The 15,353-nt window shown below is 68.9% G+C and carries 16 protein-coding genes; 9 read left to right on the forward strand and 7 right to left on the reverse strand.

Features of this window, described 5'->3' with window-relative positions:
• Window positions 1-237: 237 nt before the first annotated feature.
• Window positions 238-2,802, forward strand: coding sequence for an FHA domain-containing protein (locus tag TN53_RS08285; RefSeq protein WP_046257759.1), 2,565 nt, complete (start codon window positions 238-240; stop codon window positions 2,800-2,802).
• Window positions 2,803-2,898: 96 nt separating this feature from the next.
• Here the strand turns inward: TN53_RS08285 and TN53_RS08290 are convergent, their stop codons facing one another.
• The 3 genes from TN53_RS08290 to TN53_RS08300 form a co-directional block, all read right to left on the reverse strand.
• Window positions 2,899-3,660: a transglycosylase SLT domain-containing protein gene (locus TN53_RS08290; protein ID WP_046257760.1), complete on the reverse strand. Its 762-nt coding sequence runs from the start codon at window positions 3,658-3,660 to the stop codon at window positions 2,899-2,901.
• Window positions 3,661-3,929: 269 nt separating this feature from the next.
• Window positions 3,930-5,027: an S-adenosylmethionine:tRNA ribosyltransferase-isomerase gene (locus TN53_RS08295; RefSeq protein WP_046257761.1), complete on the reverse strand. Its 1,098-nt coding sequence runs from the start codon at window positions 5,025-5,027 to the stop codon at window positions 3,930-3,932.
• Entirely contained in the window at window positions 5,024-5,719 is a 696-nt protein-coding gene (locus TN53_RS08300) for an SDR family NAD(P)-dependent oxidoreductase (protein WP_046257762.1), read from the reverse strand. Before TN53_RS08300 ends, TN53_RS08295 begins: the two co-directional genes overlap by 4 nt.
• 188 nt (window positions 5,720-5,907) lie before the next feature.
• Between TN53_RS08300 and TN53_RS08305 the strand changes: the two genes are divergently transcribed.
• The 4 genes from TN53_RS08305 to TN53_RS08320 all read left to right on the forward strand — a co-directional run bounded on the left by TN53_RS08305 (window position 5,908) and on the right by TN53_RS08320 (window position 8,555).
• Window positions 5,908-7,086, forward strand: a complete 1,179-nt coding sequence (locus tag TN53_RS08305; RefSeq protein ID WP_046257763.1) for a GAF domain-containing sensor histidine kinase — start codon at window positions 5,908-5,910, stop codon at window positions 7,084-7,086.
• Window positions 7,079-7,720, forward strand: a complete 642-nt coding sequence (locus tag TN53_RS08310; protein WP_046257764.1) for a response regulator — start codon at window positions 7,079-7,081, stop codon at window positions 7,718-7,720. The genes TN53_RS08305 and TN53_RS08310 overlap by 8 nt, the downstream gene beginning before the upstream one ends.
• 157 nt (window positions 7,721-7,877) lie before the next feature.
• Window positions 7,878-8,123 (forward strand): chaplin ChpE, encoded by a 246-nt coding sequence (gene chpE, locus TN53_RS08315; protein ID WP_046257765.1) that lies wholly within the window; start codon window positions 7,878-7,880, stop codon window positions 8,121-8,123.
• Between the two features lie 192 nt (window positions 8,124-8,315).
• A complete protein-coding gene (locus tag TN53_RS08320) occupies window positions 8,316-8,555 on the forward strand; it encodes a chaplin (protein ID WP_046257766.1) in 240 nt (79 codons plus the stop codon).
• A 125-nt stretch (window positions 8,556-8,680) separates the two neighbouring features.
• On the opposite strand, the gene TN53_RS08325 is transcribed toward TN53_RS08320, so the two are convergent.
• Window positions 8,681-9,469 (reverse strand): hypothetical protein, encoded by a 789-nt coding sequence (locus TN53_RS08325; protein ID WP_046257767.1) that lies wholly within the window; start codon window positions 9,467-9,469, stop codon window positions 8,681-8,683.
• A 138-nt stretch (window positions 9,470-9,607) separates the two neighbouring features.
• Here TN53_RS08325 and TN53_RS08330 point away from each other — a divergent pair, with 138 nt between their 5' ends.
• The 3 genes from TN53_RS08330 (at window position 9,608) to TN53_RS08340 (ending at window position 12,021) form a co-directional block, all read left to right on the forward strand.
• A complete protein-coding gene (locus TN53_RS08330) occupies window positions 9,608-10,405 on the forward strand; it encodes an ABC transporter ATP-binding protein (protein WP_046257768.1) in 798 nt (265 codons plus the stop codon).
• Window positions 10,406-10,507: 102 nt separating this feature from the next.
• Complete coding sequence (locus tag TN53_RS08335; protein ID WP_046257769.1) at window positions 10,508-10,942, forward strand: NfeD family protein; 435 nt, start codon at window positions 10,508-10,510, stop codon at window positions 10,940-10,942.
• Between the two features lie 131 nt (window positions 10,943-11,073).
• On the forward strand, window positions 11,074-12,021 hold the full coding sequence (locus TN53_RS08340; protein ID WP_046257770.1) for an SPFH domain-containing protein: 948 nt from the start codon (window positions 11,074-11,076) through the stop codon (window positions 12,019-12,021).
• Between the two features lie 141 nt (window positions 12,022-12,162).
• Here the strand turns inward: TN53_RS08340 and TN53_RS08345 are convergent, their stop codons facing one another.
• The 3 genes from TN53_RS08345 to TN53_RS08355 all read right to left on the reverse strand — a co-directional run bounded on the left by TN53_RS08345 (window position 12,163) and on the right by TN53_RS08355 (window position 14,191).
• Window positions 12,163-12,669, reverse strand: a complete 507-nt coding sequence (locus TN53_RS08345) for an HNH endonuclease (RefSeq protein WP_046257771.1) — start codon at window positions 12,667-12,669, stop codon at window positions 12,163-12,165.
• Window positions 12,670-12,825: 156 nt separating this feature from the next.
• Window positions 12,826-13,365, reverse strand: coding sequence for a YbhB/YbcL family Raf kinase inhibitor-like protein (locus tag TN53_RS08350; RefSeq protein ID WP_046257772.1), 540 nt, complete (start codon window positions 13,363-13,365; stop codon window positions 12,826-12,828).
• A gap of 43 nt (window positions 13,366-13,408) precedes the next feature.
• Window positions 13,409-14,191, reverse strand: a complete 783-nt coding sequence (locus tag TN53_RS08355) for a sporulation protein (RefSeq protein ID WP_046257773.1) — start codon at window positions 14,189-14,191, stop codon at window positions 13,409-13,411.
• Between the two features lie 156 nt (window positions 14,192-14,347).
• On the opposite strand from TN53_RS08355, the gene TN53_RS08360 reads away from it, so the two are divergent.
• Window positions 14,348-14,989, forward strand: a complete 642-nt coding sequence (locus TN53_RS08360) for a DNA-3-methyladenine glycosylase (RefSeq protein ID WP_046257774.1) — start codon at window positions 14,348-14,350, stop codon at window positions 14,987-14,989.
• Window positions 14,990-15,353 lie beyond the last annotated feature (364 nt).

The following is a 15,353-nucleotide window of genomic DNA, read 5'->3' on the forward strand; positions in this document are numbered from 1 at the left end:
GGCAGACCCCCCGATCCGCGGTGCGGCGATCGCCGCGCATGTCCCCCTCGCCTGGATTACCACTCTCCGGGTCGGTTTCAACCCCGTCAACGGAACCGGTCGAAGCGTGTGCGCGTGGTCTTCACAAGGCCCGGCTTTCGGTCAGGGGGCAGAGCCTGAAATAGTTCCCGACGATGTTCGACATCCCTAGACTCCCTGTGTTGGGGGTAACTCGGGGGACTACTCATGGGGCATGGAGTGCCGGAACTCGTACTGGAATTGAATGGACGTACCTGGACGCTAGACGTGTCCAGGCCCTACACCCTCGGACGCGATCCGCAGGGTGACATCGTGCTCGACGACGCCAGGGTGTCCTGGAGGCACGCCACGATCAGCTGGAGCGGCCGTGGTTGGGTCATCGAGGACCACGGCTCCACCAACGGCACCTTCGTGCAGGGCCAGCGGATCCACCAGCTGGAGCTCGGCCCGGGCTCGGCGGTGCACCTGGGCAACGCGACCGACGGCCCGCGCGTGAGCCTCTCCGGCACCGCGGCCCCGGCCGCGCAGCCTCAGCAGCAGCCGTACGCCGCCCAGGGAGCTCAGGGCGGGCAGGGAGCTCAGGCCGCTCCGGCCGCGAACCCGGGCTGGGCCCAGCAGGCACCGCCGCACCAGCAGGCACCGCCGCACCAGCAGGCCCCGCAGGCCGGCTGGCAGCAGCCGCAGCAGCAGCCCTCTGTCGGGAAGGTTCCGCAGCAGCAGGGCCCCGGCGTCGGCGCGGGGGCGCCGCCGGTCTACGGCGACCGCAGCCCGACCACGTTCCACCAGTTCTCGATCGGCCGCGTGATGCGGATCGGTCGTGCCCTGGAGAACGAACTGGTCGTCTCCGACCTCCAGGTCTCCCGTCACCACGCCGAGTTCCACTCGACGCCCGACGGGCGCATGGAGATCCGCGACCTCGGCTCGCACAACGGCACCTACGTCAACGGTCAGCCGATCGCCAAGGGCGGCTCGATCCTGCTCGGCCCGACGGACATCGTCGGTGTCGGTCACTCGACGTTCCGGATCGTGGGCGACCGCCTCGAGGAGTTCGTCGACACCGGTGAGGTCTCCTTCTCGGCCCGCCATCTGACCGTCACGGTCGACGGCGGCAAGCAGATCCTCAAGGACGTCTCCTTCGGCGTCCCGGAGAAGTCGCTGATCGCGGTCATCGGACCGTCCGGTTCCGGCAAGTCGACGCTGCTCAAGGCACTGACGGGCTACCGGCCCGCCAACCAGGGCGATGTCCTCTACGACAACCGGAACCTCTACAAGCAGTTCGCCGAGCTGCGCCAGCGCATCGGTCTGGTCCCGCAGGACGACATCCTGCACAAGGAACTGACCGTCAAGAAGGCCCTCAAGTACGCGGCCAAGCTCCGCTTCCCCGCCGACACCACCGGCGCCGAGCGCGACGCCCGGATCGACGAGGTACTGCGCGAGCTGAAGCTGGACATCCACAAGGAGAAGAAGGTCACCTCCCTCTCCGGTGGCCAGCGCAAGCGCGTCTCCGTGGCCCTGGAGCTGCTCACCAAGCCGTCGCTGATCTTCCTGGACGAGCCCACCTCGGGCCTCGACCCGGGCATGGACCGCGATGTCATGCAGCTGCTGCGCGGCCTCGCCGACGACGGCCGTACGGTCCTCGTCGTCACCCACTCGGTGGCCGAGCTGGCGATCTGCGACAAGCTCCTCGTGATGGCTCCCGGCGGTGCGGTCGCCTACTTCGGCCCGCCCGAGGAGGCGCTGAACTTCTTCGGCTACGACACCTGGGCCGACGTCTTCTCCGCCTTCGAGAACTACCGCGACTACGACTGGGCCGGACGCTGGAAGGGCTCGCAGCACTACCAGATGTACGCCGCGGACATCGACGCGATTGCGCCGCAGTCCGTACAGATGCCGCCGATGCAGGCGATGAGGCCGCCGAAGCCGCAGGGCTGGATGGGCCAGTTCGTCACGCTGGTGCGCCGCTATGTCTCGGTCATCGTCTCCGACAAGGGCTTCCTGGCCCTGTCGATCATCCTGCCGCTCGTCCTCGGCTCGGTGAGCCTCCTCATCGACCAGGGCAAGGACCTCCTGGTCAACACGGAGATCAACCCGACCACGGGCAAGCCCGTCGCCAACGGCACGGCCCTCACCGTGCTGCTGATCCTCGCGGTGGGCGCCTGCTTCGCCGGCGCCGCCAACTCCGTCCGTGAGCTGATCAAGGAACGGGTCATCTACGAGCGGGAGCGCGCGACCGGCCTGTCCCGGTCCGCGTACCTGATGTCCAAGGTGTTCGTGCTCGGCGTGATCACCGTGCTCCAGGGCCTGATGGTCGGCGTCATCGGCTTCTCCAGCCGTACGGTCCCGAAGGAGGGTCTGCTCCCCGGCGTCCCGATCCTGCTGGAGCTGTGCATCCCGATCATGGCGCTCGGCTTCACCGCCATGATGTTCGGCCTGATCATCTCGGCCTTGGTGAAGACCGCCGAGAAGACCATGCCGCTGCTGGTCATGTTCGCGATCATCCAGGTCGTCTTCACGGGCTGTCTGTTCCCGCTGGCCAACTCGGTCGGCGTCAACGAGCTCTCGTACCTGATGCCGTCGCGCTGGGCGGTCGGCGCCGCGGGTGCCACGCTCGACTTCAACAAGATCAGCCCGCCCGCCAAGGGCGACAGCGACGACCCGCTGTGGGCGAACACCCTCGGCGCCTGGGGCATGGACATGGTCGCCCTGATCATCCTCGGCGTGATCTGCGGCTTCTTCGTGGCCCGCTTCCTGCGCCGCCACGAGCCCGAGGTCATGCGCAAGTAATCGCGTCCGTACGACATCGAAGGGCGGCACCCCGGTGGGGGTGCCGCCCTTCGGCGTGCTTCGCCTTACGCAGGCGTACGAGAGGTCCGCGCAGCCTCAGTACGCGCCGTTGACGTTGTCGATCGAGCCGTACTTGTCGGCGGCGTAGTTGGCGCTGGCGACGATGTTGGCGACCGGGTCGTACTGGCTGAAGGGGGTGCCGGAGACGTGGTACGCGTCGAAGGTCGGCTTGATGATCTGCAGCAGACCGATCGACGGGGTGCCGTTGACGGCGTTGACGTCCCAGTTGTTGATCGCGTTCGGGTTGCCCGAGGACTCGCGGATGATGTTGCGGTACAGACCGTTGTAGGTACCCGGGATGCCCTTGGACTTCATGATGTCCAGGGACTCCTTGATCCAGCCGTCGAGGTTGTTGGCGTAGCTCTTCGTGGCGGCGGCCTTGACCGTGGCGCGCTTGGCGGACCGGCTCGCGGCCTCCTTCGCCTTGCGCTCCTGCTCGGCCTTCTTCTTGGCCGCGGCCTCGGCGGCCGCCTTCTTCTTGGCCGCGGCCTCGGCGGCCGCCTTCTTCTTCGCGGCGGCCTCGGAGGCGGCCTTGGCGGCGGCCTTCTTCGCGGCCGCGGCCTCGGCGGCCTGGCTCTGCAGGCTGGTGCCGGCGAGCTGCTCGGTCACGTCCGACCGGAGGCCCTTGAGCTGCTCGGAGCTGTACGCGACCTTGGCCGAGGCGGCCTCGCTCGTGGTCGTCTCCGCGTTGCTGGGAACCGCGGAGAACGCGAGGGCGGCGGCGCCGAGCGTGGCGACACCGGCGATGGCGACCTTGTGGCGCTTGGTCAGCGCGCGACTGTGGCTCTTCTGGAACATGCGGGGACCTCTTCGAATAGCGCGGAGGTCGCTCTTCGTGCAAAAGCCGCGGGCGGAACCCGCGGCGGTGAGCGACGGCTGCCATTCTTAGCGACCGCAAAAATGTGCGGCAAAGGTGTGACGTACGATCCTGGGTAGTGGATCGGGGAAGGGCAAAACGGGACAGATGGGAGCGTCTGCCCCGCTCATCGGGGGCCGGTTTATCTCCTATTCGCCTTCGTACGTGATGTGCGCCCTATGCGCGGGCTCACATCGGAGGCGTAACAGTCTCACCGGCAGTTGCGCCAGCAATGCTCTGCGTGAGGGCCCTCCTCCGGGAGGAGGAGATGCACGTCCCCGAACTCGTGCCACAGGTACAGCCCGCGCAGCGCCTCCGTGTAGGCGCGGTCGACCGCCGCCCGCCCGGCCACCGCCTCCAGCATCAGCAGATGCGAGGCCTCCGGCTCGTGCAGCCCGGTCAGCAGCCCGTCCACCACGCGCACCCCGCGCTCCGGGGTCACCACGAGATCCGTCCACCCTTCACGCGCGCGTACGGCCCCGTCGGCGCCGGCCGCCGACTCCACGGCCCGGACGGCGGTCGTCCCGACGGCGATCACCCGGCCGTCCCCCGCCTTCACGGCATTGATCAGCCGCGCCGACGCCTCCGGCACCGCGAACCGCTCCGGATACGGCGCCTCGTGCGCCTCCGCCGACGCCACCCCGGTATGCAGCGTGACCGGCGCGAACTGCACCCCCCGGCTCACCAGCTCCGCCACCAGCCGCGCTGTGAAGGGCCGAGCGGCACTCGGCATCTCCGCACTGCCGGTCCCGTCGGGGGAGGGCAGCGCGAACACCGTCTGATAGACGGAGAGGGGCTGGTCGCGTTCGGTGTAGGAGTAGCGGATGGGCCGCCCGTACTCCCGCAACAGCCCGACGATCCGGGCGCCGCCCCCGGCCCCCGGCATCCGCGCCCACCACAGCCGCCCGCTCGCCGTGCTCAGCGGCTCCTCCAGCCGCAGCCGCACGCCCCCGGGCAACCGCACCTCCGTACCCGCGGGGCCGCCCGCACGCGCACGCGTGGTGCCCCGCTCGTCGGGATCCCGCAGCTCGACCGCCCACCGCCCGTCGTCCCCGCGCGTGGAGAAGTGCACCACCACGCGTGCGTGCCCGATCCGCCCCTCCACGGCCGCGGCCAGCGTCGGCGACGTGTTCACGACGAGCAGGTCCCCGGCCCGCAGCAGCCGGGGCAACTCCGCGAAGGCACGGTGCGACACCTCGGTACCACGCGACACCAGCAGCCGTACGGCGTCCCGGTCCAGCCCCGGCCTACGCTGCTCGACCGGGATCCGCGCGGACAGCTCCTCCGGGACGTGCAGGGCCGTCGTCATCGCTCCTCCACCAGCGCGGGCGCGGTGTACCGGCCGCTCGCCGGCCGCTCGTCCAGCAGCCGCAGGAAGCCGGGGACCACGTCGGCCGGGTCGGGCCGCGGGTCGTCGTCGTCCGGTACGGCAGCCGCGTACAGCTCCGTGGCCATGTCCCCGGGGTCGACCGCCCAGACCCGCAGCCCGGGCTCCTCCTCGCCCAGCACCGCCACGAGGTGGTCCAGGGCCGCCTTCGACGCCCCGTAGCCGCCCCAGGTCTCGTAGGCCTCGGCGGCCGCGTCCGAGCTGACCGCGATCACCGACCCGGTCCCGGACGCCCGCAGCAGCGGCAGGGCGTCCTGCACCAGGCCCAGCGCGGCGACGACGTTCACTTCCAGCGCCCGCCGCAGCCCCTCCAGGGGCAACGCGTCCAGCCGTACGAGCGGCTCGGCGCCCAGCGCGCTGGCGTTGCTCACCACCAGATCGACCCCACCGAACCGCCACGCGGCGGCCACCAGCCCGGCCCGGTGCCCGGCGTCCGTGACGTCCCCCGGCAGCGCCGTCACGCGCGCGCCGTACTTCTCCAGCCCCTCGGCCACCTCCCGGAGGGCCTCCGCGCCTCTGGCATCGAGCACCAGATCCCAGCCGCGCGCGGCCAGCGCCTCGGCGAGCGCCCGCCCCAGACCCTTCGAGGCCCCCGTGATGATCGCTACCGACATGACCCCGTCCCCTCGTCGTTCTCGGCGCCTTCCGATCGGCGTGATCTCAACGTAGGAACCGGACCGCCCCAGCCGCGTCGGACGCGGGTCGCGAGACGGCGGGGCCCTTTGCCCTAGGCCCACCGCCCTAGGCGACCGCCGCCACAGGTCCGATACGGACTGTCACACCCCGCCGGTACCGTGAGGGCATGAGTCAAGGACCCAGGTCCGGCCTAGCGGCGGTGAGCTCCGCGCTGCTGGCCATGAGCAGGCATCTCGAGGTGCGCGACGTCCTCAAGACGATCGTCGCCTCGGCCCGCGAGCTGCTCGACGCGCAGTACGCGGCGCTCGGTGTCCCGGACGACCACGGAGGCTTCGCCCAGTTCGTGGTCGACGGCGTCAGCGACCAGCAGTGGAAGGCCATCGGCCCGCTCCCGCGCCAGCACGGCATCCTCGCCGCGATGCTGCAGGAGGCGAAGGTCGAGCGCCTCGCCGACGTGCGCAAGGACCCCCGCTTCGAGGGCTGGCCCTCGGCCCACCCCGACATGTCCGACTTCCTGGGCCTGCCCATCCGCGACGGCGACGAGGTCATCGGCGCCCTCTTCCTGGCCAACAAGCTGCGTCCTGTGGGGGGAAACCCCCCACACCCCCCGTGCCCGAGACCGGACGGCAGCTGCGGCTTCACCGCGGAGGACGAGGAACTGCTCTCCATCCTCGCCCAGCACGCCGCGATCGCCCTGACCAACGCCCGGCTGTACGAGCGCAGCCGCGAACTGACCATCGCCGAGGAACGCTCCCGCCTGGCGCACGAACTGCACGACGCGGTCGCCCAGAAACTCTTCTCCCTGCGCCTCACCGCACAGGCCGCCGCCGCCCTCGTCGACCGCGACCCCTCACGCGCCAAGGGCGAGCTGCAACAGGTCGCCGCGCTCGCCGCCGAGGCCGCCGACGAACTGCGCGCCGCCGTCGTGGAGCTGCGCCCCGCGGCCCTCGACGAGGACGGCCTCATCGCCACCCTCCGCACCCAGGTCCACGTCCTCGACCGCGCCCACACCGCGCACGTGACCTTCGACAGCTGTGGCGTCCGCGCCCTGCCCGCCTCCCAGGAGGAGGCCGTCCTGCGTGTCGCCCAGGAGGCCCTGCACAACGCCCTGCGGCACTCCGGAGCCGAACACGTCGATGTGACACTGGCCCGGCGCGACGGCGGAGTCGTACTGCGGGTCACCGACGACGGCAGCGGCTTCGACCCGCAGCGGACCCGCCGCGCGGGCCGTCACCTCGGACTGGTCTCCATGCGGGACCGGGCCGGCGGGGTCGGCGGCGCGCTGACCGTGGAATCGGCGCCCGGCAAGGGCACCACGATCGAGATGGAGGTCCCTGGTGGCTGACGCAATCAAGGTGCTGCTCGTCGACGACCACCAGGTGGTCCGCCGCGGACTGCGTACCTTCCTCGAAGTGCAGGACGACATCGAGGTCGTCGGCGAGGCCGCCGACGGCGCCGAAGGAGTCGCCCGCGCCGAGGAACTCAAACCCGACGTCGTCCTCATGGACGTCAAGATGCCGGGCATGGACGGCGTCGAAGCGCTGCGCAAGCTCCGCGAACTGAACAACCCCGCACGCGTGCTGATCGTCACCAGCTTCACCGAACAGCGCACGGTGGTCCCGGCGCTGCGCGCGGGCGCCGCGGGGTACGTCTACAAGGACGTCGACCCCGACGCCCTCGCCGGCGCCATCCGCTCCGTCCACGCCGGGCACATCCTGCTCCAGCCGGAGGTCGCGGGCGCCCTGCTCTCCCAGGAGGAGGCCAACAACGGCCAGGGAAGAGGCGGCTCGCTCACGGAACGCGAGCGTGAGGTCCTCGGCCTGATAGCGGACGGCCGCTCGAACCGCGAGATCGCCCGCGCCCTCGTCCTGTCCGAGAAGACCGTCAAGACCCATGTCTCGAACATCTTGATGAAACTCGACCTGGCGGACCGCACACAGGCCGCACTGTGGGCGGTACGTCATGGAGTGACCGGTTGATGCATAGGACGCACGGCAATACGGAGGGTTCCGCTCCGGACTGAGATTCATACCGTCGTGGGAATGTCCCCCGGATGGCGCATCCTTCGTGGATCTCCACCGTTCTCCAATGCGTGCCGCGGCGACTGCCGCGGCAATCGCTAGGAGGGGCTCAGAAGTGAAGAACCTGAAGAAGGCAGCGGCCGTGACGATGGTGGCCGGCGGGCTGATCGCCGCCGGTGCCGGTATGGCGTCCGCCACCGACGGCTCGCACGCCGACGGCAACGCCGTGGGCTCGCCCGGCGTCATCTCGGGCAACCTCGTCCAGGCCCCGGTGCACGTTCCGGTGAACGCGGTCGGCAACAGCGTCAACGTCATCGGTGTGCTGAACCCGGCGTTCGGCAACCTGGGCATCAACCGCTGACCTCCGCCACGGAGCGGCAGTGACCTCCGGCCTCCCAGGCACTCACTCCTGGGGGGCCGGTCAGTTTGTCGGCCCACTGATCCGAACGGGCAGTCGCGGTCCACTTTCCGTACCGTTCCCGCACGCCTCCGCGTTGACCAGCGCACGACCCGCGGCCGGGTCGGATACGCATACGCAGGAGGAACGCTTCTCATGAACATCGCCAAGAAGGCTGCCGTGGCCCTCACCGTCGCCGGTATCGCCACGGGTGCCGCCGCCGGTGCCGCTGTCGCCGACTCGGGTGCCGACGGCAAGGCCGTGAAGTCGCCGGGCGTCGCCTCGGGCAACCTGGTCCAGGTTCCCGTCCACGTCCCCGTCAACGTCGTCGGCAACGCGGTCGACGTCATCGGCCTGCTCAACCCCGCCTTCGGCAACCAGGGCGTGAACGACTGACGTCGGATCCTGACCGACCAGGGGCTCCGCGAGTCAAGGACGATTCGCGGGGTCCTTTGTTGTGTCTGCACCTCAGGTCGCTCAGCGCAGCCCGCGATCAGCCGTGCACCCACCCCGCCCACCTGCTACCGCACGCCCCGCTCCCGCTCCTCCACATACGCGTTGTACGCAGCGACCTGCGCCCGCCGAGCCGTCCGCTCGACAGGCCGCAACGCCTCGGAGCGCGCCGCCATCTCGCCGGCGCTCACCGCACCCCCATGCCCGTTCTCGTAAGCCACGGAGATCAACAACCCCACCCGCTGCGCAAGCTCCAGCACCCGCACCGCCCGAGGCGGATACCCCGGCGCAAGCACCTCCCGCCCCCGCTCGGACCGAGCTCGATACGCATCGAGCGCCGCCGCGGCCACCGGCCCCGACCCGGCCACATCCAGCCGCGTCAGAACATCCGTCGCCTCCCGCAACGCCTCCGCCAGCTCCCGCTCGGCCTCGCCCAGGGACGGCACATCCGCGGGCGGCGCCTCCCGCACCGGAAGCACCTGCCACATCACCTCGACATGCACATCACCGGACGGCCCGGCCTCGTGCACCTCCGGCACCAACCCGAGCGCGACCCCGTGGCATATCACCGCCTCCTCGGCCTCCAACGCCCGCGCATTGAACTCCGGCGGCCCACTCAGCCCGAGCGGATGCCCAGGCGCGGGCAGCGCGACGCGCAACCCCGTCACCCCGAGCGTCCGCAACCGCCCGAGCGCGAGTGTGAGACCGACGGGCGCCGACTCGCCCGGCAGCCCCTCCACCCGGTGCACGGCGTCCTCACCCACCACCGCGAGCACGGCGTCGTCAGGCGAGACAAGTCCGGCAAGAAGGCCATTTCCCCAAGCGGCAAGGCGTCCAGAGCGTGGTTCCGAGAGCATGCCCCCACCCTAAGGACCGGACCGATGGAATGGACCGGCCGACCGGTGGCGTAGATTTCGTTGACGGCTGCGCTCAAACGCGCACGCGACAGCCGAGACGCCGACACCGGTCAGACTGCAAGGGGAGACAACGCGCTCATGAGCGATGTTCTGGAGCTTGAGGACGTATCCGTGGTCCGTGAGGGCCGGGCTCTGGTGGACCAGGTCTCCTGGTCGGTCAAGGAGGGCGAGCGCTGGGTCATCCTCGGCCCCAACGGCGCCGGCAAGACCACCCTCCTGAACGTCGCCTCCAGCTACCTCTACCCCAGCACGGGCACCGCGACGATCCTCGGCGAGACCCTCGGCAAGCCCGGCACCGACGTCTTCGAGCTCCGCCCGCGCATCGGCGTGGCCGGCATCGCCATGGCCGACAAGCTCCCCAAGCGCCAGACCGTCCTGGAGACCGTGCTGACGGCCGCGTACGGCATGACGGCCACCTGGCAGGAGGACTACGACGAGATCGACGAGCAGCGCGCCCGCGCCTTCCTCGACCGTCTCGGCATGAGCGACTACCTGGAGCGCAAGTTCGGCACGCTCTCCGAGGGCGAGCGCAAGCGCACCCTCATCGCCCGCGCCCTGATGACCGACCCCGAGCTGCTGCTCCTCGACGAGCCCGCCGCCGGCCTCGACCTCGGCGGCCGCGAGGACCTCGTACGCCGACTCGGCCGCCTCGCCCGCGACCCGATCGCCCCCTCGATGCTGATGGTCACCCATCACGTCGAGGAGATCGCCCCCGGCTTCACCCACGTCCTCATGATCCGCCAGGGCCAGGTCCTCGCCGCCGGTCCGCTGGAGCTCGAACTCACCTCCCGCAACCTCTCCCTCTGCTTCGGCCTCCCGCTCGTCGTCGAGCAGGTCGGCGAGCGCTGGACGGCACAGGGCCTGCCGATGTCCTGAGCCCTTCTCACCGTCACAGCAAGGGAGTTCACGGGTAAGAACCCCGTGCAGACCCGAACTGCGCCCTGTCCGCGGCGGGACCTGCGGAACTACCATGACCATGTGAACGACATCGACGCATGGGTGTGGTGGCTCATCGGCGCGGCAGGCCTCGGCATCCCGCTCGTGGTCACGGCCATGCCGGAGTTCGGAATGCTCGCCGTGGGCGCCGTCGCGGCCGCGATCATGGCCGGACTCGGCTTCGACATGGTGGTCCAGGTCCTCGTCTTCGCCGTCGTCTCGGTGGCCCTCATCGCCGTCGTACGACCCGTCGCGGCGAGGCATCGCGCACAGCGGCCCCAACTCGCCACAGGTATCGAGGCGTTGAAGGGGAAACAGGCCGTAGTACTGGAGCGCGTCGACACCACCGGCGGCGGCCGGATCAAGCTCGCCGGAGAGGTCTGGTCAGCCCGCGCCCTCGACACCGACCGTGCCTACGAAGTAGGTCAGGAAGTGGACGTCGTGGACATCGAGGGGGCCACGGCGATCATCATGTGACCTCGCACGATGCAAGTGGCGCGAACACCCCACGAGGCACACGACGGTCTGTCAGACTCGACCAGCAAGATCTTCAACAACCATAAGATCTTCCGAAAGCGCCGAGGCGGAGAGAGGTACGGGGAAGCGACGTGGAACCGGTCATCATCGTTTTGATCATTCTGGTGGTGTTGGTCTTCATCGCCTTGATCAAGACCATCCAAGTCATCCCACAGGCCAGCGCCGCGATCGTCGAGCGCTTCGGCCGCTACACGCGGACACTCAACGCGGGCCTCAACATCGTCGTCCCGTTCATCGACACCATCCGCAACCGCATCGACCTGCGTGAACAGGTCGTCCCGTTCCCGCCGCAGCCGGTGATCACCCAGGACAACCTGGTCGTCAACATCGACACGGTCATCTACTACCAGGTGACCGACGCGAGGGCCGCGACCTACGAAGTCGCCAGCTACATCCAGGCGATCGAGCAGCTGACGGTCACCACGCTCCGCAACATCATCGGTGGCATGGACCTCGAGCGCACCCTGACCTCCCGCGAGGAGATCAACGCGGCCCTGCGCGGCGTCCTCGACGAGGCGACGGGCAAGTGGGGCATCCGGGTCAACCGCGTGGAGCTGAAGGCCATCGAGCCCCCGACCTCCATCCAGGACTCGATGGAGAAGCAGATGCGCGCCGACCGGGACAAGCGCGCCGCGATCCTCACGGCGGAAGGCACGCGCCAGGCGGCCATCCTCACCGCCGAGGGTGAGAAGCAGTCCCAGATCCTCCGCGCGGAAGGTGAGGCCAAGGCCGCGGCCCTGCGCGCGGAGGGCGAAGCCCAGGCCGTCCGCACGGTCTTCGAGGCCATCCACGCCGGCGACCCCGACCAGAAGCTTCTCTCCTACCAGTACCTCCAGATGCTCCCCAAGATCGCCGAAGGCGACGCCAACAAGCTCTGGATCGTCCCCAGCGAAATCGGCGACGCCCTCAAGGGCCTCTCCGGTGCCATGGGCAACTTCGGCAACCTGGGCGGCGGTTCAGGAGGCGGCGGCCAGGGCAACGGCGGATCGGAACGCCGAGAGAAGCCGTCGATCGACTGACGCGAAGTTCCGGGTACGACAATGGGGCTCGCCTTCATCATGAGGGCGAGCCCCAGGTCGTTCAGGGGCGCGGGGAACTGCGCGACAAGCCACAACGAACCCGCAGCCGCAATCAAACAGATCCCGGCACCCCACCAGGCGCTACGCAGCGTCCCGAGCCAACCAGTCAGGCAGCGCCTGAAACTCCTCGCTCCCCAGCGACAGCAGCATCGCATCCGCAGGACTGGGCTCGAACGGCGCCCGCAGCAACGGCATACCCGCCTGCTCCGGAGTCCGGTCAGCCTTACGGTGATTGTCCTCCGCGCAGGAAGCCACCGTGTTCAGCCAAGAGTCCTGACCACCCTGCGCCCTCGGCACCACGTGGTCCACGGTCGTCGCCCTGCGCCCGCAGTACGCGCACCGGTGCCGGTCCCTGACCAGCACACCCCGCCTGGACCACGGCGCTTGTCTTCGGAACGGCACCCTCACGTACCTGCACAGCCTGATCACCCGGGGCGCCGGTATGTCGACCGCGGCTCCGCGCATACGCAGTTCGGGGTGGGACTGCTCGACGACGGCCTTGTCCTGCAGCACCAGAACGACGGCTCGGTTCAACGTCACCGTCGACAGCGGCTCGAAGCTCGCGTTCAGTACCAGCGTGTCCCGCATGACCAGCCCACCTCCCGTGCGCACCCGCCCACCGCTTGGCGGGCTGGGATCAACTCTGGCCGGGCACGCCGAGATGGACAACGAAATAAAAAGTGCCCGCCCCTGATCACTTCCAAGACCAGGGGCGGGCAAACGTTCCATGAACGTTGGGCTTGTTCAGCTCTGTTCGGGGTTCTCGTACTCCCCGATCAGCTGTGCACGCGCGATCGCGTGGAACCTCAGATTGAAGCCCACGAAGGCGGGAGAGGCGTCGGCATCCGGCCCGAGCTTCTCCTGGTCGACCGCGTACACCGTGAAGACGTACCGATGCGATCCGTCCCCAGGAGGCGGCGCGGCCCCACCGAAGTCCCTGCTGCCGTAGTCGTTACGTGCCTGTACGGAACCCTCGGGCAGCCCTTCGAACTTGCCGCTGCCCGCACCCACCGGCAGCTCGGTCACCGAGGCCGGAATGTCGAACAGCACCCAGTGCCAGAACCCGCTGCCCGTCGGGGCATCGGGGTCGTAGCAGGTCACGGCGAAGCTCTTGGTCTCCGGCGGGAAGCCTTCCCACCGCAACTGCGGCGAGGTGTTGCCGGCCGCGTACACCTGAGCGTCCTTGAGCGTCGCCCCTTCCTCGATGTCCTCGCTCGTCACCGTGAACGACGGGACGGGCGGGTGGAAGTCATGGGGGAGAGGCCGTCGCTTCAGTTCGGACACCTCGGTACCTCCTGATCGATCAACGGAATCAGCAGTACCGAGCCTAGAACCAGTTGCGCTTGCTGCCGACTTCGGACAGCCACTGGTTGAGGTAAGCCGCCCAGTCGGTGCCCTGGTAGTCGTGCAGACCCACCTGGAAGGAACGGAAGGTGTCGCTGCCCTCGCTGAAGAGCCCCGGCTTCTTGTCCATCTCGAGCACGACGTCCATCGCGTTCTGATCGGCCACGAAGCTCAGCTCGACCTGGTTGATACCGCGGTACTGCTGCGGCGGGAAGAACTCGATCTCCTGGTAGAACGGCAGCTTCTGACGCGTGCCCCGGATGTGGCCGCGCTCCATGTCCGCGTTCTTGAACCGGAAGCCCAGCTGGATGAAGGCATCGAGGATCGCCTTCTGCGCGGGCAGCGGGTGCACATTGACCGGGTCCAGGTCACCGGAGTCCACCGCACGCGCGATCTCCAGCTCCGTGGTCACACCGATGTGCATACCGCGCAGCGGCTGACCGTCGATCGTCGTGATCGGCGTCTCCCACGGGATCTCAAGCCCGAACTGCACCGCGTGCACGGCGTTCGCCTTCAGTTCGAAGGCACCGCCGAGCCGCTGCTTGGTGAACTCGATGTCCTGCTTGTACTCCTGGTCGCCGCTCTCGACCTCGACCTTGGCCTGCAGCCCGACCGACAGCCCCTCGATCTGCTGGTCCACGGACCCACCCTGGATCCGCACCTCGCCCTGGACGACACCACCCGGAACGACATTGCCCTCGGTCAGCACCGTCTCGACCGAAGCCCCGCCGGCCCCCAGGCTCGCGAGCAGCTTCTTGAACGCCATGACTCTCCCTCTTACGTCGTCCTGCTTCTTGTGCGTGGATCCTTGATCCATACAAACGCGATCCAGCTGTGGCCGGTTCCGCGCCTTCACCCTTGCAAGGCGAACGCCCCCTGACCACCCCGTTGCAGCCACCCGTCTGCACTACCCTCGGACGGCATGATCGCGACCCCCGACCGTACGCCCCTCCCACGCGAGTTCTTCGACCGGCCCGTGCTGGAAGTCGCCCCCGACCTCCTCGGCCGCATCCTCGTACGCACCACCCCGGACGGTCCGATCGCCCTCCGCCTTACAGAGGTGGAGGCCTACGACGGTGAGAACGACCCCGGCTCCCACGCCTATCGCGGCCGCACGGCCCGCAATGACGTGATGTTCGGTCCGCCCGGGCATGTGTACGTCTACTTCACCTACGGCATGTGGCACTGCATGAACCTCGTGTGCGGTCCGGACGGCACGGCGAGCGCGGTCCTGCTCCGGGCCGGCGAGATCGTCGAGGGCGCCGAGCTCGCCCGTAAACGTCGACTCTCGGCCCGAAACGACAAGGAACTGGCCAAAGGCCCCGCACGCCTGGCCACCGCACTGGAGGTGGCCCGTCCCCTGGACGGCTCGGACGCGTGCGCCTTGGGCGACACACCGCTGAGGGTCCTTGCTGGTACCCCGATCACCTCCGACCAGGTACGCAACGGCCCCCGCACCGGGGTGTCCGGCGACGGGGGCGTCCACCCCTGGCGCTTCTGGGTCGCCAACGACCCGACGGTGAGCCCTTATCGGGCCCATACGCCCAGGCGTCGCTCAAGTTGACGCGCCCTTGCGGGATGCGTAATGTAGCCCGAGCCGCTTGAACCGGGTACTGCGTTCGTCAGCAGCCGGAGGCGGCCAAACCACTACCTACGACTTCCTCTCAGCGAGGGTCAATTCGGCGTGCCTGCATGCCTGAATTCGAACTCGCGGAACTCGATTATGAGTTGCCGAGCGGATGGGCTAACGTAGTGAATGTCGAAAGGCCGACAGGCGAAAGCCCAAAGCCTCAGACAATCCCAACCGACAGGGAATCGGACGCCGAAAGGGTCTGATAGAGTCGGAAACGCAAGACCGAAGGGAAAAGCCCGGAGGAAAGCCCGAGAGGGTGAGTACAAAGGAAGCGTCCGTTCCTTGAGAACTCAAC

This window comes from Streptomyces sp. WM6386 (assembly GCF_000972385.1).
Lineage (GTDB): Bacteria > Actinomycetota > Actinomycetes > Streptomycetales > Streptomycetaceae > Streptomyces.